We start from the raw sequence: 23,952 nt of genomic DNA on the forward strand, positions 1-23,952 counted from the left end.
AATCGGGGTGGGGCTCAAGGGGGGCAGACCAGACTCTCCCGTCATTCCGGGGCGCGCAGCGAGCCGCCTTCAGTTCTCCCCTCAACGGAGAAGCGAGTTTGAGCATTTGCTCGTAGAATCAACGAATTGGCGGCACACTGTCCGCTATTGTGCCTCGCTCGCGTTAGCCTTCAGAATTGGCTGTAGATGCCTCAAAAACTGAGCCTCATCTCTCACCGCTCAGGGGAGCATCAACAGAGGGATGACCGCCCAAAGTCGGTGCGCGCGTTGGTGGTATTGTTAGGGCCGTTCTGTTTTACTGGGTTCTATACGGTCCTTCTGAGTTCCCCAATGGCCACGCCTCGCAAGCGCAAAAGCCGCGTTGACGGCACCGAGCACTACAAGTTCAAAATCGACGCCTACACCCCGGCGACGATTCCAATGGCTCGCCTCGCCCAGTACATGAACGAACTGGCGATCCTGCTTGGCGAGCGCGATGCCGTTCACTTTCGGGGTCTCACCAAAGGCAGCACCATCCTGAACGCGCGCGTTGACCGAGAAGCTGCGCCCAAGGTTCACGACCGGATGGTGGCGGTGAGATCGGGGGACGCGAGCGCTGAAGCGCTGCGGGCTTTCAACGCATTGAATACACTTCTGAGGGCGGACAACGCTGTCGGCGTGTTGCGAGACGCTGCGCCTCGTGGCGCGGTTGTCATTCGCTTTCCGGGCCGCGATCTGACTGAGGAAAAGTTCACCGTTCGTCAGCAGGGGTCGATTGACGGCTTCGTCACCGGGGTGCGTGGCAAGGATGCGACGATCCATGTAACACTTCAATCCGAAGGGCGGCAGATCAGCGGCTGCGAGACTACGCGGGCCGTTGCAAAGCAGCTCGGAGCAAAACTGTTTGAACCGGTGCGGCTCTTTGGAAAAGGCCGCTGGGTACGGGACGCCGATGGCGAGTGGACGCTTGAACACTTCCGAATCGAGAGCTTCGAGCCGCTTCAGGACAGCCCCCTTACCGAAGCCCTCGCGAGTCTTCGCGACATCCCAACGGAGTGGGGCGACGACGCCTACGGCGAGTTAATCAAAGGACGGAAGGGACCGGGGAGCGGCAAGAATGGTGGTCATTGATTCCACCAATCTGCTGCTTCTGCTGCGGCCAGATACTCCTGTGCCGGGTGGCTTCAATGGCAAACCGGTAGATCGCGCGAAAGAGCGCATCGACTACTTGGTGCATCGACTGAGCAAGGCGAAAGCGCGGATCATCATTCCGACGCCCGCGCTTAGCGAGGCCCTCGTTAAGGCGGGAGCCGCCGCTTCGTTGCAGATCGTCGAGGAGTTGCAGAAGCACGCGGTGTTCAGCATCGAGCCATTCGACACGCGCGCAGCGCTGGAAGCCTCAGCAATGTCGCGCGCCGCGCTCGCTGGTGGCAACAAAAAGGGCAAGTCCACGGCACCGTGGCAAAAGGTGAAGTTTGATCGTCAGATCGTCGCCATCGCGAAGGTCCATGGTGCGACAGAAATCTATTCCGATGATGAAGACGTCGCGACTCTGGGCGAACAAGCGAAGATCAAGGTCATCCGATTGTCCGACCTGCCTCTGCCGCCCGAGAAGGATCAACTCGACTTTTTGCTGGAGCCCACCGCCAACATAGAAGCAGCCTCCAGCGATGAAGGCTGACGCGGTCGTCATCGTTCATTATTCATAGAAGAGCATTACCGAGACTCAGATGCATGACCGATAGCGGCGGAGCACAGCTCGACACCGATGTTATCTTTATCGACACGGAAACTTTTGTTCGAGAAAAGTTTGATTGGAATTCCCTCGCATTCTCTCGACTTAAAGAACTCGTCAAAGCTGGTCATCTGCGGGTCTTGACGACGAGCATCACAAGAAGGGAGGTAGTGCGAAAGCAACAAGAGGCGTTGGACAACGCAGCAAAATCTTTAAAAAAGCACGAAATCATACTTGGCCATTTAGGAGGCTCTGTTGCGACGGAAGCAGTCAATGCGCCGAGCGCTGCGGCCGCACTGGAAGCCTTGTTTGAGAAGTTCCTTGTAGAAATCAAGGCGCGCGAAGTCCTCCTGCGGGCTGACCTTGAAGAACTTTTCGAGGGCTACTTTGCGCAAACGCCACCATTTAGTGGAGGCAAAAAGTCAGAATTCCCCGACGCGGTCGTCCTTACATCGCTGCGCAAATGGGGAGCGGATCACCGCACAAAGGTTTACGTGATTTCCGGCGACCCCGACATGAAAGCCGCTTGCGGCGAAGGCGGCGATTTAATCCACATCGAGCGGCTTGCTGATGTGATCTCAATGGCAACGGTTACTAAGCAGGTTCATGACGATCTGCTAAAGTTTCTCGCTGAAAGTGAACATCTTGCGTCGAGTCTGTCGGACGAACTAAAGGGAAGTAAGGTCAAGGTTACAAAGCTGTACGGGGCGGACAACATCGATAGTGTGTCGGGGACCGTCAACGCCGCGACGGACCTGCGTATCATCCACTTAAATGTCATTTCCCAAGATCAGAACGTCTTTGAATGCGAGATTGAGGTTGAAATCTGCCTTGACATCGAATTCACCATCGAGGTCGGCGGACGATACGGATACGAAGACTATGATCCCAGTTACACACTTTATGAGGCCGAGCCCGTATACCAACACTTATATCCTATCGTCGTCGTTCGTTTCGACTCATCAAGTCCGAAAGATGCCGAAATTGAATCGGTGTATGTGAATTCTGACATTGAAGTTGAAGCGGGCGACATTGAGGCAATTAGCAACGCCCATCGTCGTCGATTTTAGAATGCTGCCGCGCGATCCTAGCGCTCCCAGCTGTATGGCCGCCGAAGGTTGGTCACCTTCAAGCACAATCTTGCTTCGCGAGTTTCAGGCGCATTGAAGACATAGATTGTCTTCTTTTCTGTTTGCCCTGGCTGAAGTACCAACCCAATCCCGCGCTCGTTTGTTGCGAGTTCGCTAGGGCACTCGGCGAACTTGGATGGCAGGAACATCCAACCGAAAGAAACGTCGACCACTGGACGCTTCGAGACATTGGTTATCTTGAACTCAAGCGTTCGGGTGGCACACGATTTCGTGTCACAGAGCGATCTCACGTCGCTGACCTTGACGCTCTGAAGGAGGTCTTGGCGGCTCTCATTGAGTTCAGCGAAGTGCGCCCTAAATTCCTCTTCGTTCTTTTTTTGCGCAGCTTGAATGCGCTGTTGCTCGCGTTCGGCCTCAAACTCTCTCCCTAATTCACTTTGCAGCTTAGGGTGATAGCCTGCTGGAGCATTCTCCGCCGAGACTCTGAGCCAACGAATCTTCTTATCCCTGCCCTCCCGGACATTCACCAAAAAATGAAAATCAGATCTGCACTGCGTGGGGATTGTCGTGATGAGCACGCGCTCTTTTATATCGTCGTCCGGGATCTCTATATCGCCCACCTTGCCGAGGGTAAGTCCGACTGCCGCCCTAACCTCCTCCAAGGGCACATCTGGCAAAACCGCAGCCTTTACTTTGAAGGCCAAGCTCTCCATGCGTGGAATGTCCCCCGCTATGCACGGTCTGGCCGCCTCTTCGTTTGCGCGCTTGCGCTCCTCAGCTTGGCGTCTGATTGCGTCTCTTTCTTCATATTCTGTTTGAGTCTTCACGCAGTCCTTCCACGCGAAGTACTGCGTCATGCTCGGGTACATTACCGTGCAACGATGCTCGATATCTGAATTGCCCGCGCGTACAGTAAGAGGAGTAAGTATGAGTACTAGGACGATGATCCATCGAGCCGGCATCGCGTCGATAGCTCCTCAGCTCAATCTTCAGCACCGAAGGGGCGTCCGTCCTTCCGCACCCATTCGCCGCAGTCAATGCCGCCAGCGATGCGCGGTCTCCATTCGTGCTCGGCTTTGAATTGGTGCTGTGCCTCGTCTAGCTCCCGCGCGGTTTCCCGATCCTTGAGCCACTCGCGGTATGCGTAGCGTCCGTTGTAAAAGATGCATCCGATCAGAAGAAGCAGCCAAATCGGTACACCTGCGAACTTGAGATCGAGGATTTCCATGCTCCACCTGGATTTTCTTGTGGCCGCTCTGACATGGCGGCGGATTAGCGCCATCACGTAGCCATACATCATACATAAAGAAATCAACTCGACGTCAAATACGCCCGCGACACCATCCTACCTGGACTACCCACGGTTTCAAGATGCCTCACCGGTAAACTGATCTGGTGACTGAAGGTACATCACGACTTTAACTGCATCTGGGCCACCGCCCTCATCGCCTGCGCCAGGAAGCTCTCATCTACATCAACACCGTCGTCGGCAGAGGTAACCCGCGGCTGGAAAATACGGCCAAGACTAAATGGTTGCTACGAGTCACCCCTGCCTCCCCGCAATAATCTCCTGCAGCGTCGCCACATGCCGCGCGAAGGCGCCTCGCCCCGCAGCTGTCGCTGTCACCGTGGTCTGCGGCTTCTTCCCCACGAACGCCTTCTCCACCGAGACGTAACCGGCCTTCGCCAGCGTCTCGATATGCGCCCCGAGATTGCCGTCGGTGGCACCGGTGAGCTTCTTCAGGCGGACGAATTCGAGCCCCACCTCCGCAGGCAGCGCGTTCAGCGCGGCCATGATCTTCAGCCGCAGCGGCTGATGGATGATGTCGTCGAGTTCGGCCATTGCTAGCTCCGCCGCATCCAGAGCCCGCCGAGGGTCAGCCCGCCGCCGTTGACGACGGCCATCCACAACAGCAGCGATGGACCCGGGATGTAGAAATAGCCGATCAGCGTCAGCGCAACGATGGCGGCGCCGATGATCAGGAAAGCATAGCCGAACCAGACGCCTGCCATCATGTAGAACAGCATGATGTAGATCGGCCAGAACGCCGTCTGCTGGCGGGGCGTGAACTGACCGAAATAGCAGACAAAGATGCCAAAGGCGGCGATCAGCAGAAATGTCAGAAAATAGCGCCCGTCGAACACGCGAATGCGGCTCTTCGCGCGGTGATAGGCGCCGAGCGCGATCAGGCCTACGGCCGACACCCCGTACACTGCGAACCAGATGTAGAGCCCGTGGCGCGGCCAGAGCCAGCCCGAGATGTTGCCGACGAACGCCAGCACGCCCCACATCAGCAGGGCGAGACTGGAGACCTCGTAGATCCGCGACTGCCGCACACGGCGGACGGTGTCCTCGATATCGGTCAGCGCTTCGGAGGCCTGCTTGCTGTCGATCACGATGACGCTCCGCTCCGTTCGACCAACCCGGTGGACATCGCTGGTGCATCCGCTGGAGGCTGATGCTTCCGGATCAGAATATAGGCGACCATCATCGTCGCAAGCGACGCGGCGAGTGCAATCAATGCGACCTGCTCCCGCGTCGTCACGGGCAGCAATCGCGACGCGATGTTCGTGATCGCCGCCGACACGGGAGAGACATAGGACCAGGCGATGAAATTATAGTGAGCCCTTCGCCAGTTCGAAGGTCGCGGCGTTCGCAGCAGCGGCACGATGGCCAGGACGATCAGGGTGAAGTTCACGATTGCGGCGACATGGAACGCGTTGAAATGACCGGTGAACCCGTAGAGCAGCAAGGTTGCGGCGTCGGAGGCCAGCATCGCGTAGACATAGAAGTATCCGCGCGCGCGATGGCCGGCACCGCGCTTCGGCCGCAGAAACTGAATGAGCCCGGCAACGAGACACATCAGCGCCAGCACCACGTGGATCGCACCGGCGGGGGTCAAATGCGCTATCATGATCAGCTCCCCAGTGCGCCGCGCGTTGCCACGTCCTCGGCGATCGCATTCACCGCCTTTGGATTTGTCACCATGCCCATGTGGTTGACGCCATCGATGATCTTCACGTCGATCGACGGCTTCACCGCCTGCACGGTGTCGGCATATTTGTCCGAGATCATCATCTCGTCCTCTGCGCCGCCGAAGATCGTCATCGGGTGCGTTACGCCCGGCAGATCGAGGCGATAGCCGCGCGTCGCAAAGTTGCGCATCAGGCGGTCGGAATAGGTCGCCGTCAAAATCCGCTCCGAGTTCGGCGGCACGGCGAAGGCGAGCACCGGAAGCTGCGAGCAGCAATCGATGCCGAGCTTGCGCAGCGCCGCAAGGCCCAGCAAGCGTGGAATGTCGGGATTGGCCCAGCCGCCGGAATTCGGCTTGTTGGTCGGCGCGTCATAGCCGAGATAGGGCGCAACCAGCACGGTGCGCACGAACATGTCCTGCACGATCGGCGTCGCGGCCACGCGCAGCGAGAAGCCGGCGCCGGCGGAATGGCCGACCAGGGTGAGCTTCAGGTCCGGGGCACTTTTGCGGACATGCGCGACGAAGTCGATGAGGTCGTCCTCGAGCTGGCCGACATAGGAGATGTCGCCGCGTGTGCCGGAGCCGCCATGGCCACGGATGTCGAGCGCCCAGGTCTCGACGCCGCGGGCTGCGAGCGCCGCGGTCAGCGCGTGATTGACCGTGGCCGAGGAGGCGGAGGAGCCGTGGATGAAGATCGCGCCGCGATCGGTGGCGGTCCCCTTCGGCGCGTAGTGCCGGAAACCGAGCCAGGTGCCGTCGCGGGCCTGGAAGCGCTCGAGCGGCGGAAGCGTGGACCAGTCGATGCCCTTGGCGGACTCCGAGACCGAGCGCAGCTCGCTCGGCCGCTGCAGCGGCGTCGCGATCATGGCGGTCAGAAGCAGCGCCACGGCGCCGACCGCGCAGAGGCCCCATTTCAGCAAGCTCAGCGCACCCCGCAGCAATTGCGTCGCCATGATCGCCCCTTCCAGCCGGACTTCAGAGAACTCTATAATACAGAGTACTCTTTCCGTCAATTCCAGCATTGGCGGCGGTATCGGAGCAAACGCTCCTGTCAGCAGCCGTGGCTGCCACCGTGTCTGCGGCTTCTTACTGAAGGCTTTCTCGACGGAGACGTAGCCCGCCCTCGCCGGCGTCTCGATCTGCGCGCGCAGATTGCAATCGAAGGATGTCGGAGAATGTCTCCGGGCGAGACCTCACGCTGCTGGCAGCACGGTGAGGGCGGACATGATCTTCAGATGCGGCGGCTGGTGGATGATCTCGTCGGGGTCGGCTAGGCGCTTGCTGGCGAATGACTTTTCGCCATGCAAGCGATCGGCTACACGGGAATTGCATTTCCCCGTGTGCTCGCGGGCGCTGATCCAACAAGGCCCAAAGAATGACTGAAAAGCTGCAGCCGGGCGCGCCCGCCCTGGAAAAGGGGCTGGACCTTCTGGAGGCGCTGGCGGGCTCCGCACGCGGAATGAGCCAGAAGCAGCTTGCCGAACGCGTGGGGCGCTCCGTCAGCGAGATCTTCCGGATGCTGGTGGCGCTGGAGCGGCGGGGCTATGTCGCGCGCGACCCGGCGACCGGAGAATACACGCTGACGCTGAAGCTGTTCCGGATCGCCTCGCAATTCCCGCCGACCGAGCGGCTGCTGAAGGCGGCGCTGCCGGTGATGGAGCAGCTCGCCTCGCGCGTGCAATTGTCCTGTCACCTCACGGTGCTGCACGGCGAGCAGTTCATGGTGATCGCCAGGATAGAGCCGGAATGGCTGATGGGATGGTCGGTCAAGGTCGGCGCGGTGTTTCCGCTCACCCAGCAATACGCCTCCGCAAAGGTGCTGGCGGCCTTCCAGCTCGAGGGCCGGCGCCAGGAGCTGGCGCAAGTCATCGCGACCAATGACCGGATCAGCACCAAGAAGGCGCTTGCGGCGCTCGATCGCATTTCGGCGGAGGGAGGAAACTTCTCCAACGACGATGGCTATACCCGCATCCTTGCCTATAGTTGCCCGATCATCGAAGCCTCCGGCCGCGCGGTGGCCGCGATGACCGTGCCGCTGGTGAGGCAGGATCAAATTCCCGCGGCAGAAGCCAGCACCATCGCCGAGGAGCTGCGCAGCGCGGCCAGGATCGTCTCCGAGAGGATCGGCGGCATCTCCTAGGACGTGGACGCATAAACGTCGGCTTACCAGTAAAGCGGAAGCTCGGACCTTTGGGCGTGATCGGCAGCTTGTGACCCGATGGCGAAGTTCGGTTTGGTTCAGATATGGTCAGCTGATCGGGGGGACAACGGAAGTGACGCAGGGTCGTTCGAGCCGGCTCTTTTGACCAGAGCGGACATTTGCGCCTGCCTGCTACGGTCGGCTTCGCTCATTGGGAGGTGAATGAAGCAGGGCAGTCTTGTGCCTTCACTTCCCCAGTCGGAGAGCCGCTCTGCTCGAACTCGGCGGAGGGACAGTTCGGAGGTGCACGCTAGCGGGCATTTGAGTGGCCGTGCTGCAAGGGCTTGCAGTTGAGGTCTGCGATTTTAGGAACGTCGGACGCAAAAGCAAGTTGCGGCATCAAACAGACTTCAAGGATCAACGTCATGGCCAACTCTCCCGAAATGGTTCATTCAAGCCACCGCACGCCCCCTCAGACGAGCGATGTCGTTCCCGCCGACGAAATTCGCACAATCATGTTGAATCAGGTTGCGTGGGGCGCGGTTTTCGCGGGTGCAGCCATCGCGCTTGTGATGCAGATTATTCTAAACATGATCGGCCTTGGCGTGGGTTTATCCACGGTAGACGTTGGGGAAGGTAGCACGCCCAGCGCAAGCTCGATGTCGGTTGGTGCAGGTATCTGGTTTATAGTTTCCGGCATTCTGGCTGCGGCACTGGGCGGCTACATAGCCGGTCGGCTTTCTGGCAAGGCGTCTGCTTCAACGACGGCTTATCATGGATTAATGTCATGGGCAGTCTCAACGCTGGCGGTGATGTATCTGCTTTCTTCCGCCGCTTCCGGCTTGGCTGGTGGCGCTCTCAGCACAGCATCTTCCGCTTTGGGCGGAGCGGGCAAAGCGCTCGGAGGGTCGGTCCAAACCGCAGTTCAAGCGGCAGCGCCTACGCTGAACAATGTTAGCGACCCGATGGCTGCCATCGAAAGCAAAGTTAGAGGCGCCTCGGGAGGGCAAGATCCCGCCGCGCTTCGTGATGCCGCGGCCACAGCCGTCCGCGCGGCGCTAACGGGTGACGCTTCTCAGCAGGCAGCGGCTAACGACAAGGCGGCCGAGGCTCTAGCCAAGGCTCAGAATATATCTCAAGACGAAGCAAAGGCGCAGATCAGTCAGTACCAACAGCAATATAAGGAAGCGGTAGCCAAGACGAAGGAGCAGGCAAAGCAGGCGGCGGATACAGCTGCCAAGCGCGTCTCACAAGGTGCATTGTTCGCGGCAGTGGCATTGTTACTGGGCGCCTTGGCCGCGTTCTTTGCAGGGCAAGCCGGGGCCGTGAATCCAACAGTGTCGGCGCAAGTCGCCCGTCGATGACAACAACGACCCGAGAAATCGACTTCAGCTCGAACAACCAAGTTCGTCAGCTCACCGAAAGGCGTCGCTTCAGCGCTTTGTCCCTCGTTCGTTGAAGCAGGCGACCTGATCATGCATCATCTCTGGCAGATGATCAGGAAGGTGGTCGCGCGCGGACGAGCGGCTCCAAACGATCGTCTTTGGCGACCGTGGCTTCATTCGCGGCATGGATGGTTACGCAATCGCTCCGGGTTTTGTCGGACTAAGGACGAGGTGAGTGTTCGATAAGCTGATTTGCAGCCTGTCGCGACAGTATGCTCGCATCGCCGCCGGTCCAAATCTAAGAGCGGTAGCTCCAAGCTCGCGTCGTTGCCCGGCAGCCCCGTCTATAGCGAGCGCTTCGCAAACCTTGCGAAAAAAAATTAAGAACGATGCGTTGTCTCTAACGTTGGGCGCATGTCCATAGAGGAGGCAAACATGCAAGGACAATGCGTGGTAGCAGTATACAACTCTCGTAACGATGCAGAGGAAGCGTACCGTGCTGTGGTCGGTTCAGGCGTTCCAGCAGATCATGTGAGGCTGAGCAATCAGCCATCACAGTCAAGCAGCGAAAGAGCAAGCGAAAGCTCGGATGGAGGAAGTTTCTGGGACTGGCTGTTTGGAAGCGATGTACCGGCAGACGAGCGCCGCCTGTATGAAAGCCACATGGAAAGGGGCGGCACCGCATTGTCGGTGCTAGTGGATGCTCCCACCATGGCCGATCTCGAACGCATCGAAGGTGTGCTGCAGGAGTACAATCCGGTCGAGATCCACGAAGAAAATGGGGGCGGCTCGACAGCGGTCGGAAGCGGAGTGTCAGGACCCTCGGTGAGGCAAGAAGGGTATGACTCTCAAGGCGACGAACCCGAGAAGGTTATCCCTCTCCCGGAAGAAGAATTGAAGGTGGGCAAACGGGCCACCGAAACCGTCAAGCATATAAGAACTTACGTAGTCGAGGAGCCTGTACAAAAGGACGTACAACTGCGCGATGAGCGAACTGTCATCGAGCGCCGTCCAGCTACGGGAGCTGCGACAGGGCAACCAACGGAACGGGAGTACGAGGTGCGAGAGCTGCATGAGGAGCCCGTAGTCCAGAAGGAGACTCGAGCCGGTGAAGAACTGGTGGTACGCAAAGAAGCGGCCGAACGCACTGAGAGAGTTGCTGATACGGTGAAGAAAACCAGGGCCGACATCGACAAGACTGAGCGTTGAGCTAGCTGATCAACCGCCGGCATCAAAGATCGGCAGTGGCGAGTGAGGGCGGCTTTGGGCCGCTCTCACTTGCTCGGATATTAAAATAGTCGTGCGTCAGAGCGAAAGCGCCAGCACTTCATCGGCCTCACAGCTGTTGGCTCACATGCACGGTAGATCGGACGCGGGGGCCGTGCTCACTTCGACCGCCGCTTGTGGCCCTTAGGCGAGGTTCAGGCGGCGTACACGTTGGTTGGGACAGAGCGGGAGCGACCGGCCGAGCTTCCAAACGGCGCTGATGACCCGAAGGCGACATCGACCAAACGTCTAATCGGCCCTTCAACTCACCTGTGTGCCCTTATGTTATTGTATCCCTTCCGAGAACTCGATGGAGGGAAGGATGGACATCCGATGGAAATTGACGGCGCCGGGTGACGCGTTCAACGCGCACGACTTGGATTCCATCATGGAGTTCTTTGCTGACGATTGTATCTTGGAGATGCCGAGGGGAAGCAAGCCTTGGGGCTCCCGCTTCGAAGGCAAACGCAACGTACGAGACGGGCTCGCGACGCGCTTTGAAGGCTTGCCGGATGTTCACTACGGCGACGCCGAGCATTTTGCGGATACGATGGCAAACACGGGCATTTCAAAATGGACGCTCACGCTCTAACCGGCGGTCATGCCGGCATCGACGATCCAGGCCGCGCCGTTCACGTGAGCAGCCTCGTCGGATGCGAGGAAGGCAACGATGTTCGCGACGTCCTGCGGTCGTCCGTGCGCGCTCGCAGCATTTCGACGCATTGTGATGGCGCCCTCGCGCGCCTGGCCTTCCAACTCCCGGATCATGCGCGACTCGACCGGACCGGGCAGAACGGCGTTGACCCTGATCTTCGTTCCGGCGACATCGAGCGCTGCCGTGCGCGTCAGTCCGAGCACGGCGTGCTTGGAGGCGACGTAGCCTGCGAGCCCTGCACGTCCGCGGATCGCGGACGTCGATGCGGTGTTGATGATCGCGCCCGTCCCGCATCATCCTGGCGATCACGTGCTTGAGGCCGAGAAAAACGCCCTTGACGTTCACCTGCAGCAATTGATCGAACGTTTCGTCGGGATATTCGTGAAGAGGAGCGACGACGCCCTCGATGCCCGCGTTGTTGGCGAAGATGCCGATCGGCCCCAGACGTGCTTCGGTCGCCTCTACGAATGCGATCGTATCCTGAGCGAGGGAGACATCCGCGCGGATGGCGAGCGCCCTTGCCCCGGCCTTCTCGACCAGCTGTGCGGTGGCGCGTGCAGCCGCTTCGTCGCGGTCGACGATCGCGACCGCAGCGCTCATCTGCGCCAACTTCAGCGCAATGGCGCGCCCGATATCGCCCCCGCCGCCCGTGACCAGCGCGACCGGCCGATCAGTGCCACTCACGACTTCAGGAACTCGCAGCCGCCATCCGCCAGCGGCCGCCAGGCCTCGGACGGCGCGATGGTCTTGACCAGCTTGTAATAGTCCCAGGGGTATTTGGAATCACCGGGGGTCTTCACCTCGAACAGATACATGTTGTGCAGCTTGCGACCGTCGGCGCGCACGCTGCCCTTGCCGAACAGGGGATCATCGGTCGGCAGCTTCTTCATCTGCTCGACCACGGCCTTGCCGTCGCTGGAGGCGCCAAGCGCATCAACGGCCTTCAGATAATGTAGCGTCGTGGCGTAGGCACCCGCATGCAGCGCGGTCGGATAGCGGCCGTTGTTGCGCGGCGCGAATCGCTTGGTCCAGGCACGCGTATCGTCATTCAGATCCCAATAGAAAGCTTCGGTGAACTGCAGCCCCTGCGCAATCTTCAAGCCGAGCGAATGCACGTCGCTGAGATACAGCACCGTCGCCACCACGCGCTGGCCGCCTTGGGGAATGCCGAATTCGACCGCCTGCTTGATGGAGCTGATGGTATCGCCGCCGGCATTGATCAAGGCGATGATCTCCGCCTTCGAAGCTTGCGCCTGCAACAGGAAGGATGAGAAATCCTGCGTGTTGATCGGCGTGCGGACGCCGCCGAGAACCTTGCCGCCGAATTTCTGCACGACGTTCTTGATGTCGCCTTCCATGGCATGACCGAAGGCGTAGTCGGCGGTGAGCAGGAACCAGCTCTTGCCGCCGCTCTCGACCACGGCGCGCGCGACGCCCGAGGAGAGCGCGTAAGTGTCGTAGGTCCAATGCACGAGATTGGGCGAGCAGGACTTGCCGGTCAGGTCCGAGGAGGAGGCGCCGGAGACCAGCAGCGTCTTGTTGTTCTGCTGCACGACGTTGCGCACCGCGAGGGCGACGGCCGAATTCGGCGCATCGACGATGACATCGACGCCTTGCCGGTCGATCCATTCGCGCGCGATGTTGGCGCCTAGATCGGCCTTGTTCATGTGGTCGCCGCTGATGATCTCGACCGGCCGGGTCATCCTGGGAGACGATGCCTGGAAATCCTCGACCGCCATCTTTGCCGCCAGCAGCGAGCCCGGGCCGGTGACATCGGCATAGAGGCTGGACATATCCGTCAGCACGCCGATGCGGAGCGGCTTTGCTTCTTGTGCCCGTGCACCGAGCCCCGTCATGCCCAACGCCAATCCGCCGGCGCCAGCCAGCAGCCGGCGGCGGCTCACTCGAAATCGTGCTGCCATGGGCAGACCCTCCTTTGCCTTGTGCGTGTTTCTTCCCAATTTTCGCCGCCCGCATGTACATCGCACGCAGGCTGATCTTATCGTTCAGGGCGTGAGGCGCTCGACGAGCCTGCGATCCTCGACCTCGAATCCGCCGCCATAGACGTCCGACACCATGAAATGCGCGCCGAGGATCTCCGGCTCGAGCTCGGCAATCGGATCGTACGCGCTGGCGTGCAGCGTCATCGCGGCGCGACCCGGCACCGGCTTGGAATATTTCAACGGCGTGCGGCGATAGGCGATGTCCGCATAGGCCGTGCCGAGCCGCTCGGGATGCGGCAGACGGCGCACATGGATCTCACCGGCCGGCAGCTTATCGCCGTCGACGATGCGGACGACCGGCGCGGACGGATCCGGCGTGAAGGAGAAATCGGCGAGCGGAATGCCGCGGCGGCGGACCCATCCAGTGATCGATCCATCGGCATGCTCGTCGAACGCGTAATGCGCATCCTTCTTGGTGTAGCCGAACACCTCGCGCCCGGCGCAGATCCCCATGGGATCGCTGCAATACATGAAGATGTGCGTCTCGGTGAACAGCCCCTTGTAGCGCACGGGCACCGAGATCATCAGGTCGAACATCTCGCCCGCGTGCACGGCGAGGGAATGGCCAGGCGAACGCATGAAACGAAAGGCCACGCGGTCGCTGGCGATCTCGAACGGCGTCTCTGCGAGCAAGGTCGCGACCTTGCCGGGCGCGACACGGGTCATGATCTCGACGGTGCGCAAGGTGCAGCCCCACTCCACCGGATAAGCCGGCGAATAGGGCGGATTGACCCCGCTATTCGGCTTGAGCTGGTACTGCCCGAACATGCGTCCGCGCGGGTCGTCGGGATCGGTGACCACAGCCATGGGGCCGCTTCCTCTGATTTATATATGATTTGTAAATTTCATATATGAAATTTAGGTCGAGTCAAGTTGCCTTCCAAGCTGCGGTTCCTTGGGTCTACCGAATCGATTGGCGCTGCGGCGCGAAAATCCTTAACGTCGGGCCTGACCCCGAAATGCCGAATCGTTTGCTATGCCGCCTGCGGAACAACTGCTCAACGCGCCTGAATTCACCGTCTCCGAACTGTCCCTGTCCCTGAAGCGGACGGTCGAGGACGCCTTCGGCCATGTCCGCGTCCGCGGCGAGATCTCCGGCTTCCGCGGGGCGCATTCCTCCGGCCATTGCTATTTCGCGCTCAAGGACGAGAGCGCCAAGATCGAGGCGGTGATCTGGAAGGGCGTGCACAGCCGGATGCGCTTCAAGCCCCAGGAGGGGCTCGAGGTGATCGCCACCGGCAAGCTGACGACCTATCCCGGCTCCTCGAAATACCAGATCGTGATCGAGGCGCTGGAGCCGGCCGGCATCGGCGCGCTGATGGCGCTGATGGAGGAGCGCAAAAAGAAGCTCGCCGCCGAGGGCCTGTTTGACGAGGCGCGCAAGCAGCTGCTGCCGTGGCTGCCGGAGGTGATCGGCGTCGTGACCTCGCCGACCGGCGCCGTCATCCGCGACATCCTGCATCGGCTGGAGGACCGTTTTCCCCGCCGCGTGCTGGTGTGGCCGGTCAAGGTGCAGGGCGACGGCTCGGCCGAGCAGGTCGCGGCCGCGATCCGCGGCTTCAACGCGCTCTCCGAGGGCGGCCGGATTCCGCGGCCCGATGTGCTCATCGTCGCGCGCGGCGGCGGCTCGCTGGAGGACCTCTGGTCGTTCAACGAGGAGATCGTGGTGCGCGCCGCCGCCGAGAGCATGATCCCGCTGATCTCGGCGGTGGGGCACGAGACCGACATCACGCTGATCGATTTCGTCGCCGACAAGCGCGCGCCGACGCCGACGGCGGCGGCCGAGATGGCGGTGCCGGTGCGCAGCGACCTGTTCGTCGAAGTCGGCGATCTCGGGCGCCGCACCCGCGCCTGTTGGCAGCGCGCCCAGGAGAGCCGCCGCAGCGAGCTGCGCGCCGCCGCGCGCGCGCTGCCGGCGGCCGGCGATCTCCTGGCGATCCCGCGGCAGCGACTGGATTCGGCAGGCGCGTCCCTGCCCCGCTGTCTCAAGGCCAACACGCATGCGCATTTCCGCAGGTTCACCGCGGCCAGCGCGAAGCTGACGCTGCGGGTGCTGCACGGCCAGATCTCGCAGGCCGATCATCGCCTCACCGTTTGCGGCGAGCGGCTTGGTCTCTCCACGCGCTCGCTGCTGCGGCAGCGGCGCGACCGCTTTGCGGGCTTGCAGGTGCGCCTGCGCGCCTCAAAGCTTGCGAATGCGCAGGCGCAGCGCAATGCGATTGCCCGCCAGCGCGAGCGCACGCATCGTCTGACTGAGCGGGCGGAGCGTGCGCTCGTCACGCTGCTGCACCGGCTGGAGGCGCGGGTCGAGAACAGCGGCAAGCTGCTCTCCGCGCTGTCCTATCGCAGCGTGCTCGCGCGCGGCTTTGCGCTGGTGCGCGACGAGGCCGGCCATCCCGTGCATGCGGCTGATGCGATCGGCCCCGGCGCGCGGGTCGAGATCGAGTTCGCGGACGGCCGCGTCGGCGCAACGGCGGATGCAGATCGCGCGGCACCTGCGGAGAGGCGCGCACCGGCGCAGCCGAAGCCGGCTGCGGAGACGAAGCCGGCGCCGAGGCGATTGGTCAAGCCGGTGGATCAGGGCAGCTTGTTCTGAGGGAGCGAGCACGGGCTCTATCCGCGTCATTGCGAGCGCAGCGAAGCAATCCAGAGTCTTTCCGCGGAGGGACTCTGGATTGCTTCGTCGCAAGGGCTCCTCGCAATGACGACGAGGAAACAGCGTGCCCCTACCGGCACGACAATCCCGCCTCGATCGTGGTCCAGAAGCCGCAATGGTCCGGCGCGCGGTGGGGGCCGGCGTGGGCTTCGAACAGCAGGATCGCGACGGTGAAGACGATCAGGGCGGAGGCAAAGAGCGTGATGCGGCCATGCATGTGAGATGCGTTTAATCGACATCGTGGTCGAATGATGGCGCGGGCACGTGCTACGGCACCGCCATCACCGCGCCAGCCATTGCGCGACGTCCTTCTGCGAGGCGGCGCGGGCTTCGGCATCTCCGTGCTCGGGCGCGGCGGCTGCGTGCACCGGCGCGCCGGCGCGGTCGAAATCGTGATCGGCGCCGGGATAGACCACGATGCGCGCCAGCGCGCTGCGGCCGCGCGCGCCGTCCACCATCTGGCGGCAGGCCGGCGGCGACGACACCTCGTCATCGGTGCCGATCAAGACCAGCGTCGGCACCCGCGTGCTCCAGCCGAGGCCCGCCGAGATCCGGCAATCCGGATAGAACGCAATCGCGGCGCGGAAGTCCGGACCGTGATCGCGCCCCGCGCTCTGCGGACGCACGGCCCAGAGCAGCGCGCTCGCACCATTGGCCCAGCCGATCAGGCTGACACGGTCCCGCGCCACGAAAGGCTGCTGCATCAGCCAGGCGCGCGCGGCCGCGATATCGGCGACGCGTTCGCGCCGCGCCTTGACGTGCATCTCCTTGACGCGGCATTGCGGGCCGAGCTCGCGCGAGCCGTAGCTGTCGGGCAGCAGCACGGCATTGCCCGCCTTGAGCAGACGCTCGGCCCATTCGCGATAGCGCGGCAGCACGGGATCGGAATGGCTACCCAGCCCGCCGCAGCCGTGCAGCGCGATCACGGCCGGGAACGGCCCCTCGCCCGCGGGCTTGTAGAGCTGCGCATGGAGCACCCCGGAGGCGAGCGGAATTTCGACCGGCTGCGGCGCCGGGGCGGCGTGCGCGGCCGACATCAGCAGCGTCAGGAACAAAGCGGCGAGGCGAAGGCGCATCGGACTCTGCGGCAGGAGCTGCCGGAACCGGCGCCCCTTCGACCGAAGCCTTATCATGCGAAAACGGCGGCAAATCATCACGAACCGGTGGGTTTAACGGGCGGACAAGCCACCCCATCTATGCTACATCCCGTCCAACACATCGTGCCTTCCACGGCGTTCCTGGAGAGGCCCCCACGGAGACTTTCGACCGTGCTGAACAAGTTCGGCCCCTCGGGCCATGGCGAAGCGCAGGTGCAATATCTCGACGGCGATTTCCGCGTGATCTCGCCGGGGACTTTCGTGCGCTGCGCGATCACCGACGTCCGCATCCCGCTCGACGAGCTGAAGTACTGGAGCGTCGATCTGCAGGAGGCCTATGCCACGCCCACCGCGGTGCTGCAGCGGCATTTTCCCGGCGCGCTGAAGCAGCCGTGATCCTTCGGCTCTCGCAACTCTCGTAAGGCGGGTAAAACCGGCAGACCTATAATGCTGGCGGTAACAATTGCAGAGTGCAATTCCATCTGACTTCTCCTGGACGCGGCTTCATTCCATAAGATTGCGGCCATGAATGCCGGCTGAATGTTCGCCGATATTTAAAATTGTCAGGCTTCCATTGGGGCCCATTTAAGCCGGCCCGCACCACATTGCCTCGGGATAAAGTGGCAAGCGGGCAGGAAGCATGGACCTCCGGAGAATTTTCAGCCGTTCGTTCGGTGTACCTTCGAGCGCAAGGGATCATTTGCTCGAACGGTTCATCCGCGACGAGCAGGGCAGCTACGTGCTCATTTCTGCGGTGCTCATGCCGGTCCTGGTCGGCACCGCCGGCCTGGGAACGGAAGTGGGCTGGTGGTACTACAAGCACAAGAACATGCAGAGCGTTGCAGATTCCGGCGCAGTCAGCGCTGCGACGGCTGCCAGTGTCGGCGGCGACCCCTCGTCGGAAGCCAAGGCGGTCGCGGCAAATTATGGTTACACCGACGGCGCGAACGACGTCACTGTCACCGTGAACCAGCCACCGAAAACAGGCAGTCAAGCGTCGAACGCGCAGGCCATCGAAGTCATCGTCAGTCAACCGCAGCGTCGGCTGCTGTCGGCCTTGTTCGGCTCGGATCGCGTACCAATCACCGCGCGCTCGGTCGCGCTGCCCAACTCCGGGACGGGCTGCGTCCTTGCGCTCAACAGGAGCGCAAGCCCCGCCGTCAACGTCAGCGGCGGCAACCAGCTCAACCTGATCAAGTGCAATCTCTACAGCAATTCGAGCGCGAGCCCCTCGCTCAACGTCGCCGGCAGCGCCTCGGTGGCGGCAAACCAGGTCGGCGTGGTCGGCGACGTCTCCGGCGCGAGCAGCATCACGGCGACCAACGGGGTCAAGACGCACATCACGCCTGTCGCCGATCCCTATGCTGACGTCACTCCGCCGACGCGGCCGAGTTGCAGCAATGCCAAGATCACGGTCAACGCCAACGGAAAGACGAACTCGCTCGACCCCGGCTGCTACATGGGCAGCATCACGGTCAACGCCGGCGCAGTCCTGAACCTCAATCCCGGCATCTACTATCTGGACGGCGCCAGCTTGAGCGTCGCCGGAAATGCCACCATCACCGGCAGCGGCGTCACCCTGGTGTTCACGGGCTCCGGCAGCGACTGGGGCACCGCCTCGATCGGCAGCAACGCGAGCGTCGACCTGACCGGGCCGACCAGCGGCCCAACGAAGGGCATCGTCATGTACGGCGACCGCAACATGCCGGCCGGGACCAATTTCAATCTCACCGGCGGTGCTACGCAGAATTTCGGCGGTGCCATCTACCTGCCAAAGGCCAATCTCAGCTTCAGCGGCGGCAACGGCACCAGCACATCCTGCACCAAGATCATCGCGGATACGCTGACGTTCAGCGGCACGTCGAACCTGCAGGTCAATTGCACCGCGCTCGGCACCGCGACGATCGGTTCGCAAACCGCGCAGCTCGTCGAATGAGGTTTGGAGCGATGCAGATCCAGAGTTTCTCATTTAAGCTTGGCCGTCGATTGCTCGGTTCTCTGGCGCGGCATGTGCGAATCGCTGCCGGCGATCAACGGGGCGTCGCGGCAGCCGAATTCGCCATCCTGGTTCCCCTGCTGTCCCTGATGGTCGTCTCGGTCACGGACATCGGGCTTGCCCTCTATCGCAAGATGCAGGTCGAAAATGCCGCGCAAGCGGGAGCCCAGTACGCGATTGCGCGCGGCTTCGACACGAGCGGCATCGCGAACGCCGTCGCAAGTGCCACCAGCGCGACGAACATCACCGCTTCACCTCCGCCAGTCCAGTTCTGCGGATGTCCGACGAGTGCGGGCGTGAGCGCCACCAGCTGCGGAACGGTCTGCACCGGCGGTGCGCCGGCCGGAACATATACGACGGTCTCGGCGCAAGCGACGTACTATACGATCATCGACTATCAGATCGTGGCGGCTACCTACACATACACCGCGCAGTCCACCACGAGGCTGCAGTGAAGCTCACCGCATTATGGCGGGACACGCGGGGCACCACGGCGCTGGAATTCGCGCTGACCGCTCCCGTGTTCTTCCTGTTCATATTCGGGATCATCGAATGCGGGCTGCTGTTCTGGACTCAGCTCGGAATCCAGCATGGCAGCGAAATGGCCGCGCGCTGCGCGAGCGTCAACAACACGCTCTGTCCGAGCAGCAGCGCGATCACGACCTACGCTGCCCAGCAGGCCTACGGCCTCACGCTCCCGCCGGGGACATTCACCTTTGCCACGGCCGCATGCGGCAACCAGGTCAGCGCGAGCTATTCATTCGAGTTTCCGCAGATCATCAACCTGTCTCCGATCACGCTGACCGCGCGAGCCTGCTTCCCGAGTTGAGGTCGCCGACAGAAAAATGGATTCTGCCATGCCAATCGCTTGCGTTCTACATTCCTTGCAGCCGTGGGTGAGTCGTTTCGCCCTGTGGTTGGATTCTTTGTTGCAATTCCGCGCCCTAGAGTTGTTTGATGAAGTTCTGCTGAAACAAAGCACTGCTATAGTGCAGGTTAGGTAATTGGCCCTGTTCTTTTTATCGCACAGACGATCAGGTCAACCAAACAGCCATCGAGCGTTGGAATTGGCGCGGTCTGTGAACGGGCTCATATCGAAGAGCCATCTGACGGGCGACGATCACCTTGAAAATTCGCGGTGGAATATCTGCAAATCGACAATCAAGCGATGGGGGTGATCATGCCCGCCATTTTCGACCTGCTCTATCGTGAATATTGCCGCGCCCGTCTCGCTGAGATGCGCAAACAGCTTCTGATCGCAGCTGAGCGCGCTGAAGCTGTCGCAGCGGATCATTATCCCGCGACGCTGAGTGACGATGAGGAAACGGACCCGCACCGCAAGACCGGTCTCGGCCTGCCGAATTGAAGCGGCTCCAAGACCGGCGATCACTCCCGCGTAGCAGTGACCAAGCAATTGGCAACAGTTTGGGAGACGGCAATGAATACACCCGAATGCTACACCGTCGTCGTCGCCTGCATGTCGTGCCTGACCATCATCGGATTGATGGCCGCCGGCGCGTGGTGAGCATGGCTCGTTGCAGACATGATTCCGACTTCGACATGAGTACAGCCGCCGCGTCGTCCGACGGCGGCGGCTGCACTTTGGATCCGCAGATCAGCTTCCCGGCGGCGAATACGACACGTTTCGCGACCAGGGCAGAGACGTTGCCTCACGTTGCGCGATCAGCGCGCACTGAACCTTCGCTCGCGCGCTCTGTATAGATGATCGCTGATCAATTGCCGCAGCTTCGCCAAGTCATCGAACTCGAGCTGAACGGCGAACGGCACGATGCCGTCAGGCACGCCTGCGCGGCCGCGCAAGCGTGCAAGATCCTTTTCCGTGGTCACCAGCGTGAGCTGCTCGCGCTGCGCCTCCGCTGCGAGCGCTGCGATCTCGCCGTCCGAAAACATGTGGTGGTCGGCGAAGGCGCGCGTGCGCGCGACGTCGATCCCGCTCGCACGCAAGGTACGGAAGAAACGCTCGGGATCGCCGATGCCGGCGAAGGCGAACACCCGCTTGCCGAGCAGCTGCGCGAGCGAGGCCGCATCCGGCTTCAGGCGCGCACGCAGCTCGGGCTTGTTCCGCTTGGCGATCTCCGCCGCGACATCGTTGGCGGCATTGCCGTCGCCGATCAGCACCAGCGCATCGGTGCGCGCGAGCTGCGCCGCGAGCGGGGCGCGCAGGGGCCCTGCGGGAAACACCGCGCCGTTGCCGAGGCCGCGCTCGCCGTCGATCACGATCAGCGAGGCGTCCTTGAACAGGCGCGGATTCTGGAAGCCGTCATCCATCAGGATCACGGTGGCGCCTTGCGATTTCGCCAGCGCGACGCCGTCGAGGCGGTCGCGCGCGACCACGACCGGGACGTCGCGCGCCATCATCATGGGTTCGTCGCCGACGTCGGCCGCATCGTGACGCTCGCGGTCGACCATCACCGGCCCCTTCAGGCGCCCGCCATAGCCGCGGCTGAGCACGACCGGCGTCTCGCCGAGCTCGCGCAAGAGTTTGGTCAACACCAGCACCGTCGGCGTCTTGCCGGCACCGCCGACATGGTAGTTGCCGACACAGATCACGGGGATGCCGGCGTCCACGCCCTGGCGCAGCATGCGCCGTGCAGTGAACGCGCCGTAAAGCGCACCGAGCGGCCATAGCGCGTACGATTGAAGGGAGCGTGGCCGGTACCAAAAGGCCGGCTCACGCATTGGCGGCCCCCATCTCGATCCGCAATTGCAGCAGATACGGCTCGAGCGCGGTCATGGTGCGATCAAGCGCACCGCCAAGCTGCTCGACCACGCCCGTGCCTGCGCGCTGCATCTTGTCGCGCATGGTGGGATCGGCCAGCAACTGGCCGAGCTGCTTGACGAGCGCCTCCTGCGTGTCGGCTTGCCGCGCCCCGCCGCTGGTATCGAGCGCTTCATAGACGTCGGCAAAGTTGAACACGTGCGGACCGTGGACGATCGCGGCGCCCAGCTTGATCGCCTCGATCGGGTTCTGCCCGCCATGGTGGATCAGCGATCCGCCCATGAACACGATTCCCGAGAGCCGATAGAACAGGCCGAGCTCGCCCATGGTGTCGGCGACATAGACGTCGGTCGTCGCGGTCGGCAGCTCCTCGCGCGAGCGCAAGCTGGGCTTCAGGCCCGACGCCGTGACGAGGCCTGCGATCGATGAGCCGCGATCCGGGTGCCGCGGCACGATCACGGTGAGAAGCTGCGGGAAGAAGCCGACCAGGCTGCGATGCGCCGCGACCAGCATCTCGTCCTCGCCCGGATGGGTCGAGGCCGCGACGATGATCGGACGCCCGCGCGTCATCGCCATCAGCCGTTCGAGCTTGGCGGGGTCGGCCGGCGGCGCGGGCACGTCGAGCTTGAGATTGCCCGTCGTCGCGACGTCGCGGCCGCCGAGCGCGGCAAAGCGCTCGGCATCTTTCCTCGACTGCGCAAGACAGATGTCGAACCGCGACAGCAGCGCCGAGATGGTGCCGTGCATGCGGCGCCAGCGCGGGAAGGAACGCGGCGACATCCGCCCGTTGATCAGCACCATCGGCACCCGGCGCGCCGCGCCGGCGAGGATCAGGTTCGGCCACAAATCGGATTCAATGAACAGCGCCAGCGACGGCTTCCAATGATCGAGGAAGCGCGCGACGTAGCGCGGCGAGTCATACGGCACGTATTGATGGATGACGTCGGGGGGAAAGCGTTTTGCGACGACCGCGGCCGAGGTGACCGTGCCCGAGGTGAGCAGGATGCGCAGATTGAGATCGCGCAGGCGCTCGATCAGGGCGGCCGCCGCCAGGACCTCGCCGACGCTGGCACCATGAATCCAGACCAACGGGCCGTGCGGCCGCACGTCGGCGGACAGGCCGCGCCGCTCGCCGACGCGGGCGGGATCCTCCTTGCCCTGCTTCAGCCGCCGCTTGATCAGCGCAGGCGCGAGTGGCACCAGGCCGGCGGCCAGGCGCCGATACATCCGCAGCGTGATCGGCAGCGCAATGGGCAGCGACTTAGGCATCTTCCGGTCCCGGGCGGCCGAGCTGCGCATAGGCGCGCCGGGTCGCCTCGTTCAACGTGTCTTCCAGCTCCTGTCGCAACGTCTCCATCATGGCGGCGTCGGCATCTGCGGGAACGTGGATTTCCTTGATGCCGACCAAAGCGCCCCGCCCGAATGGCAAATTGATGGTGGTGCGATCCCAGTTCTTGAGCCGGACGAAGCGGCTGGTCGCCATCGCGAAAGGCATGATCGGCCGTCCCGATTCCCGTGCCAGCATGATAATGCCGAGCCCGACCACGCGCGAGCGCTTGGGGACATCGGCGGTCAACGCGACATTACAACCGGCCTGGAGCGTCCGCACCATTTCCTTGAAGGCGCCGACGCCACCTTTGCGGTGGAACGCGCCGCCATGGTCGCCGGAACCGCGGATGGTGCCGATCCCGAGCCGCTCGGCGGCGATCGCATTGAACTCGCCGTCGCGGTGCCGGGAGATCAGCACCTTGGCCCGATAGGAGGCCTTGTTCTGGTTCTTGATGAAGGGCGTCAGGAAATGCTGGCCGTGCCAGAACGCGAAGATCGCAGGGAGCTGCGGCTCGACGCGCTCGTAGACGTCGGGCGGATCGAAGGTGAAGGTGTTGGTCCGCCAGACCAGACGCAGATATTCGGCCGCCAGGACCCCGACGGCACGCTGAAACCAGCTGCTTCGCAGCGTATTGCGAAGCAGTTTCTTCAACGCGCCGGTTCTTGATTCGGATCGAGCAGCCGATGCAGGTGGACGATGAAGTAGCGCATCTGCGCATTGTCGACCGTGCTCTGCGCCTTGGCCCGCCAGGCGGCGTGGGCGCTGGCATAGTTCGGATACAGACCGACGATGTCGACCTCGTCCAGATTCTTGAAGGTGTTGTGCTTGAGATCGACGAGCTCGCCGCCGATGACGAGGTGGAGCAGTTGTTGCGGGGCGCTATCTGGCATGAGTTCTGTTCCTA

General features: G+C 62.3%; 27 protein-coding genes and 1 pseudogene. 13 read left to right on the top strand and 15 right to left on the bottom strand.

All coding sequences use genetic code 11. The features are described from left to right. Positions 1–330: 330 nt before the first annotated feature. The 3 genes from I6F33_RS29225 to I6F33_RS29235 are packed head-to-tail and all read left to right on the top strand — an operon-like array spanning position 331 to position 2,784. Entirely contained in the window at positions 331–1,110 is a 780-nt protein-coding gene (locus I6F33_RS29225) for a hypothetical protein (RefSeq protein WP_225144881.1), read from the top strand. Then, the gene (locus I6F33_RS29230; RefSeq protein ID WP_225144882.1) at positions 1,097–1,660 is read left to right on the top strand and encodes a PIN domain-containing protein; all 564 of its coding nucleotides are present in this window, start codon (positions 1,097–1,099) and stop codon (positions 1,658–1,660) included. Before I6F33_RS29225 ends, I6F33_RS29230 begins: the two co-directional genes overlap by 14 nt. 53 nt (positions 1,661–1,713) lie before the next feature. Continuing rightward, the gene (locus I6F33_RS29235; RefSeq protein WP_225144883.1) at positions 1,714–2,784 is read left to right on the top strand and encodes a PIN domain-containing protein; all 1,071 of its coding nucleotides are present in this window, start codon (positions 1,714–1,716) and stop codon (positions 2,782–2,784) included. A gap of 17 nt (positions 2,785–2,801) precedes the next feature. On the opposite strand, the gene I6F33_RS29240 is transcribed toward I6F33_RS29235, so the two are convergent. From I6F33_RS29240 to I6F33_RS29265, 6 genes are all read right to left on the bottom strand, one after another. Continuing rightward, a complete protein-coding gene (locus I6F33_RS29240) occupies positions 2,802–3,632 on the bottom strand; it encodes a hypothetical protein (RefSeq protein ID WP_225144884.1) in 831 nt (276 codons plus the stop codon). A 155-nt stretch (positions 3,633–3,787) separates the two neighbouring features. After that, positions 3,788–4,033: a hypothetical protein gene (locus I6F33_RS29245; protein WP_225144885.1), complete on the bottom strand. Its 246-nt coding sequence runs from the start codon at positions 4,031–4,033 to the stop codon at positions 3,788–3,790. 315 nt (positions 4,034–4,348) lie between these two features. Beyond that, positions 4,349–4,648, bottom strand: coding sequence for a transcriptional regulator (locus I6F33_RS29250; RefSeq protein ID WP_225144886.1), 300 nt, complete (start codon positions 4,646–4,648; stop codon positions 4,349–4,351). A 2-nt stretch (positions 4,649–4,650) separates the two neighbouring features. Further along, positions 4,651–5,202, bottom strand: coding sequence for a hypothetical protein (locus I6F33_RS29255; RefSeq protein WP_225144887.1), 552 nt, complete (start codon positions 5,200–5,202; stop codon positions 4,651–4,653). Then, on the bottom strand, positions 5,199–5,720 hold the full coding sequence (locus I6F33_RS29260) for a DUF2306 domain-containing protein (RefSeq protein ID WP_225144888.1): 522 nt from the start codon (positions 5,718–5,720) through the stop codon (positions 5,199–5,201). The genes I6F33_RS29255 and I6F33_RS29260 overlap by 4 nt, the downstream gene beginning before the upstream one ends. A 2-nt stretch (positions 5,721–5,722) precedes the next feature. Further along, positions 5,723–6,733 (bottom strand): alpha/beta hydrolase, encoded by a 1,011-nt coding sequence (locus tag I6F33_RS29265; RefSeq protein WP_225144889.1) that lies wholly within the window; start codon positions 6,731–6,733, stop codon positions 5,723–5,725. A 422-nt stretch (positions 6,734–7,155) separates the two neighbouring features. Between I6F33_RS29265 and I6F33_RS29270 the strand changes: the two genes are divergently transcribed. The 4 genes from I6F33_RS29270 to I6F33_RS29285 all read left to right on the top strand — a co-directional run bounded on the left by I6F33_RS29270 (position 7,156) and on the right by I6F33_RS29285 (position 11,163). Beyond that, a complete protein-coding gene (locus tag I6F33_RS29270) occupies positions 7,156–7,920 on the top strand; it encodes an IclR family transcriptional regulator (RefSeq protein ID WP_225144890.1) in 765 nt (254 codons plus the stop codon). A gap of 425 nt (positions 7,921–8,345) precedes the next feature. Then, complete coding sequence (locus I6F33_RS29275; RefSeq protein ID WP_225144891.1) at positions 8,346–9,284, top strand: PhnA-like protein; 939 nt, start codon at positions 8,346–8,348, stop codon at positions 9,282–9,284. 435 nt (positions 9,285–9,719) lie between these two features. Next, positions 9,720–10,514 carry a YsnF/AvaK domain-containing protein gene (locus I6F33_RS29280; RefSeq protein WP_225144892.1) on the top strand — a complete coding sequence of 265 codons (795 nt, stop codon included), beginning with the start codon at positions 9,720–9,722 and terminating at the stop codon, positions 10,512–10,514. Between the two features lie 379 nt (positions 10,515–10,893). Continuing rightward, entirely contained in the window at positions 10,894–11,163 is a 270-nt protein-coding gene (locus tag I6F33_RS29285) for a nuclear transport factor 2 family protein (protein WP_225144893.1), read from the top strand. Here I6F33_RS29285 and I6F33_RS29290 read toward each other — a convergent pair. From I6F33_RS29290 to I6F33_RS29300, 3 genes and pseudogenes are all read right to left on the bottom strand, one after another. Further along, positions 11,160–11,910 (bottom strand): annotated as a pseudogene (locus I6F33_RS29290) (SDR family NAD(P)-dependent oxidoreductase). The gene I6F33_RS29285 and the pseudogene I6F33_RS29290 overlap by 4 nt on opposite strands. Then, positions 11,907–13,082 (bottom strand): ABC transporter substrate-binding protein, encoded by a 1,176-nt coding sequence (locus tag I6F33_RS29295; protein WP_225144981.1) that lies wholly within the window; start codon positions 13,080–13,082, stop codon positions 11,907–11,909. The pseudogene I6F33_RS29290 and the gene I6F33_RS29295 overlap by 4 nt, the downstream one beginning before the upstream one ends. Before the next feature lie 150 nt (positions 13,083–13,232). Beyond that, the gene (locus tag I6F33_RS29300; protein WP_225126862.1) at positions 13,233–14,036 is read right to left on the bottom strand and encodes an acetoacetate decarboxylase family protein; all 804 of its coding nucleotides are present in this window, start codon (positions 14,034–14,036) and stop codon (positions 13,233–13,235) included. Between the two features lie 169 nt (positions 14,037–14,205). Here I6F33_RS29300 and xseA point away from each other — a divergent pair, with 169 nt between their 5' ends. After that, positions 14,206–15,825 (top strand): exodeoxyribonuclease VII large subunit, encoded by a 1,620-nt coding sequence (gene xseA, locus I6F33_RS29305; protein WP_225126863.1) that lies wholly within the window; start codon positions 14,206–14,208, stop codon positions 15,823–15,825. Positions 15,826–15,955: 130 nt separating this feature from the next. Here the strand turns inward: xseA and I6F33_RS29310 are convergent, their stop codons facing one another. Further along, positions 15,956–16,102: a hypothetical protein gene (locus I6F33_RS29310; protein WP_197424412.1), complete on the bottom strand. Its 147-nt coding sequence runs from the start codon at positions 16,100–16,102 to the stop codon at positions 15,956–15,958. A gap of 64 nt (positions 16,103–16,166) precedes the next feature. Continuing rightward, on the bottom strand, positions 16,167–16,961 hold the full coding sequence (locus I6F33_RS29315) for a dienelactone hydrolase family protein (protein WP_225144894.1): 795 nt from the start codon (positions 16,959–16,961) through the stop codon (positions 16,167–16,169). Between the two features lie 192 nt (positions 16,962–17,153). On the opposite strand from I6F33_RS29315, the gene I6F33_RS29320 reads away from it, so the two are divergent. From I6F33_RS29320 to I6F33_RS29340, 5 genes are all read left to right on the top strand, one after another. After that, a complete protein-coding gene (locus tag I6F33_RS29320) occupies positions 17,154–17,378 on the top strand; it encodes a DUF2093 domain-containing protein (protein ID WP_036009228.1) in 225 nt (74 codons plus the stop codon). Positions 17,379–17,622: 244 nt separating this feature from the next. Next, complete coding sequence (locus I6F33_RS29325; protein WP_081494561.1) at positions 17,623–18,918, top strand: pilus assembly protein TadG-related protein; 1,296 nt, start codon at positions 17,623–17,625, stop codon at positions 18,916–18,918. A 74-nt stretch (positions 18,919–18,992) separates the two neighbouring features. Continuing rightward, the gene (locus tag I6F33_RS29330; protein ID WP_036027076.1) at positions 18,993–19,433 is read left to right on the top strand and encodes a TadE/TadG family type IV pilus assembly protein; all 441 of its coding nucleotides are present in this window, start codon (positions 18,993–18,995) and stop codon (positions 19,431–19,433) included. Then, positions 19,430–19,807, top strand: coding sequence for a TadE/TadG family type IV pilus assembly protein (locus tag I6F33_RS29335; RefSeq protein ID WP_225113339.1), 378 nt, complete (start codon positions 19,430–19,432; stop codon positions 19,805–19,807). The genes I6F33_RS29330 and I6F33_RS29335 overlap by 4 nt, the downstream gene beginning before the upstream one ends. Before the next feature lie 309 nt (positions 19,808–20,116). Further along, entirely contained in the window at positions 20,117–20,344 is a 228-nt protein-coding gene (locus I6F33_RS29340; protein ID WP_225144895.1) for a hypothetical protein, read from the top strand. A 317-nt stretch (positions 20,345–20,661) separates the two neighbouring features. On the opposite strand, the gene lpxK is transcribed toward I6F33_RS29340, so the two are convergent. From lpxK to I6F33_RS29360, 4 genes are read right to left on the bottom strand one after another with little or no spacing between them, the layout of a single operon-like run. Further along, on the bottom strand, positions 20,662–21,678 hold the full coding sequence (gene lpxK / locus I6F33_RS29345) for a tetraacyldisaccharide 4'-kinase (RefSeq protein ID WP_225144896.1): 1,017 nt from the start codon (positions 21,676–21,678) through the stop codon (positions 20,662–20,664). Further along, the gene (locus tag I6F33_RS29350; RefSeq protein ID WP_225144897.1) at positions 21,671–23,017 is read right to left on the bottom strand and encodes a 3-deoxy-D-manno-octulosonic acid transferase; all 1,347 of its coding nucleotides are present in this window, start codon (positions 23,015–23,017) and stop codon (positions 21,671–21,673) included. The genes lpxK and I6F33_RS29350 overlap by 8 nt, the downstream gene beginning before the upstream one ends. Further along, positions 22,980–23,699, bottom strand: a complete 720-nt coding sequence (locus I6F33_RS29355; protein ID WP_036039958.1) for a lysophospholipid acyltransferase family protein — start codon at positions 23,697–23,699, stop codon at positions 22,980–22,982. Before I6F33_RS29355 ends, I6F33_RS29350 begins: the two co-directional genes overlap by 38 nt. After that, positions 23,696–23,938, bottom strand: a complete 243-nt coding sequence (locus tag I6F33_RS29360) for a DUF4170 domain-containing protein (protein ID WP_225144898.1) — start codon at positions 23,936–23,938, stop codon at positions 23,696–23,698. The genes I6F33_RS29355 and I6F33_RS29360 overlap by 4 nt, the downstream gene beginning before the upstream one ends. Positions 23,939–23,952 lie beyond the last annotated feature (14 nt).

Origin of the sequence: Bradyrhizobium sp. BRP20, assembly GCF_020194215.1 — a bacterium.
In the GTDB taxonomy this organism is placed as follows: domain Bacteria; phylum Pseudomonadota; class Alphaproteobacteria; order Rhizobiales; family Xanthobacteraceae; genus Bradyrhizobium; species Bradyrhizobium yuanmingense.

Bases quoted from the DNA above. Each gene is read 5' to 3' on its own strand.
- I6F33_RS29265 (WP_225144889.1), bottom strand. From the start codon at position 6,733: ATGGCGACGCAATTGCTGCGGGGTGCGCTGAGCTTGCTGAAATGGGGC.
- I6F33_RS29280 (WP_225144892.1), top strand. From the start codon at position 9,720: ATGTCCATAGAGGAGGCAAACATGCAAGGACAATGCGTGGTAGCAGTA.
- I6F33_RS29285 (WP_225144893.1), top strand. From the start codon at position 10,894: ATGGACATCCGATGGAAATTGACGGCGCCGGGTGACGCGTTCAACGCG.
- I6F33_RS29360 (WP_225144898.1), bottom strand. From the start codon at position 23,938: ATGCCAGATAGCGCCCCGCAACAACTGCTCCACCTCGTCATCGGCGGC.
- I6F33_RS29295 (WP_225144981.1), bottom strand. From the start codon at position 13,082: ATGACGGGGCTCGGTGCACGGGCACAAGAAGCAAAGCCGCTCCGCATC.
- I6F33_RS29275 (WP_225144891.1), top strand. From the start codon at position 8,346: ATGGCCAACTCTCCCGAAATGGTTCATTCAAGCCACCGCACGCCCCCT.
- xseA (WP_225126863.1), top strand. From the start codon at position 14,206: ATGCCGCCTGCGGAACAACTGCTCAACGCGCCTGAATTCACCGTCTCC.
- I6F33_RS29350 (WP_225144897.1), bottom strand. From the start codon at position 23,017: ATGCGCAGCTCGGCCGCCCGGGACCGGAAGATGCCTAAGTCGCTGCCC.
- I6F33_RS29310 (WP_197424412.1), bottom strand. From the start codon at position 16,102: ATGCATGGCCGCATCACGCTCTTTGCCTCCGCCCTGATCGTCTTCACC.
- lpxK (WP_225144896.1), bottom strand. From the start codon at position 21,678: ATGCGTGAGCCGGCCTTTTGGTACCGGCCACGCTCCCTTCAATCGTAC.
- I6F33_RS29260 (WP_225144888.1), bottom strand. From the start codon at position 5,720: ATGATAGCGCATTTGACCCCCGCCGGTGCGATCCACGTGGTGCTGGCG.
- I6F33_RS29245 (WP_225144885.1), bottom strand. From the start codon at position 4,033: ATGGAAATCCTCGATCTCAAGTTCGCAGGTGTACCGATTTGGCTGCTT.
- I6F33_RS29300 (WP_225126862.1), bottom strand. From the start codon at position 14,036: ATGGCTGTGGTCACCGATCCCGACGACCCGCGCGGACGCATGTTCGGG.
- I6F33_RS29225 (WP_225144881.1), top strand. From the start codon at position 331: ATGGCCACGCCTCGCAAGCGCAAAAGCCGCGTTGACGGCACCGAGCAC.
- I6F33_RS29270 (WP_225144890.1), top strand. From the start codon at position 7,156: ATGACTGAAAAGCTGCAGCCGGGCGCGCCCGCCCTGGAAAAGGGGCTG.
- I6F33_RS29230 (WP_225144882.1), top strand. From the start codon at position 1,097: ATGGTGGTCATTGATTCCACCAATCTGCTGCTTCTGCTGCGGCCAGAT.
- I6F33_RS29325 (WP_081494561.1), top strand. From the start codon at position 17,623: ATGGACCTCCGGAGAATTTTCAGCCGTTCGTTCGGTGTACCTTCGAGC.
- I6F33_RS29315 (WP_225144894.1), bottom strand. From the start codon at position 16,961: ATGCGCCTTCGCCTCGCCGCTTTGTTCCTGACGCTGCTGATGTCGGCC.
- I6F33_RS29250 (WP_225144886.1), bottom strand. From the start codon at position 4,648: ATGGCCGAACTCGACGACATCATCCATCAGCCGCTGCGGCTGAAGATC.
- I6F33_RS29235 (WP_225144883.1), top strand. From the start codon at position 1,714: ATGACCGATAGCGGCGGAGCACAGCTCGACACCGATGTTATCTTTATC.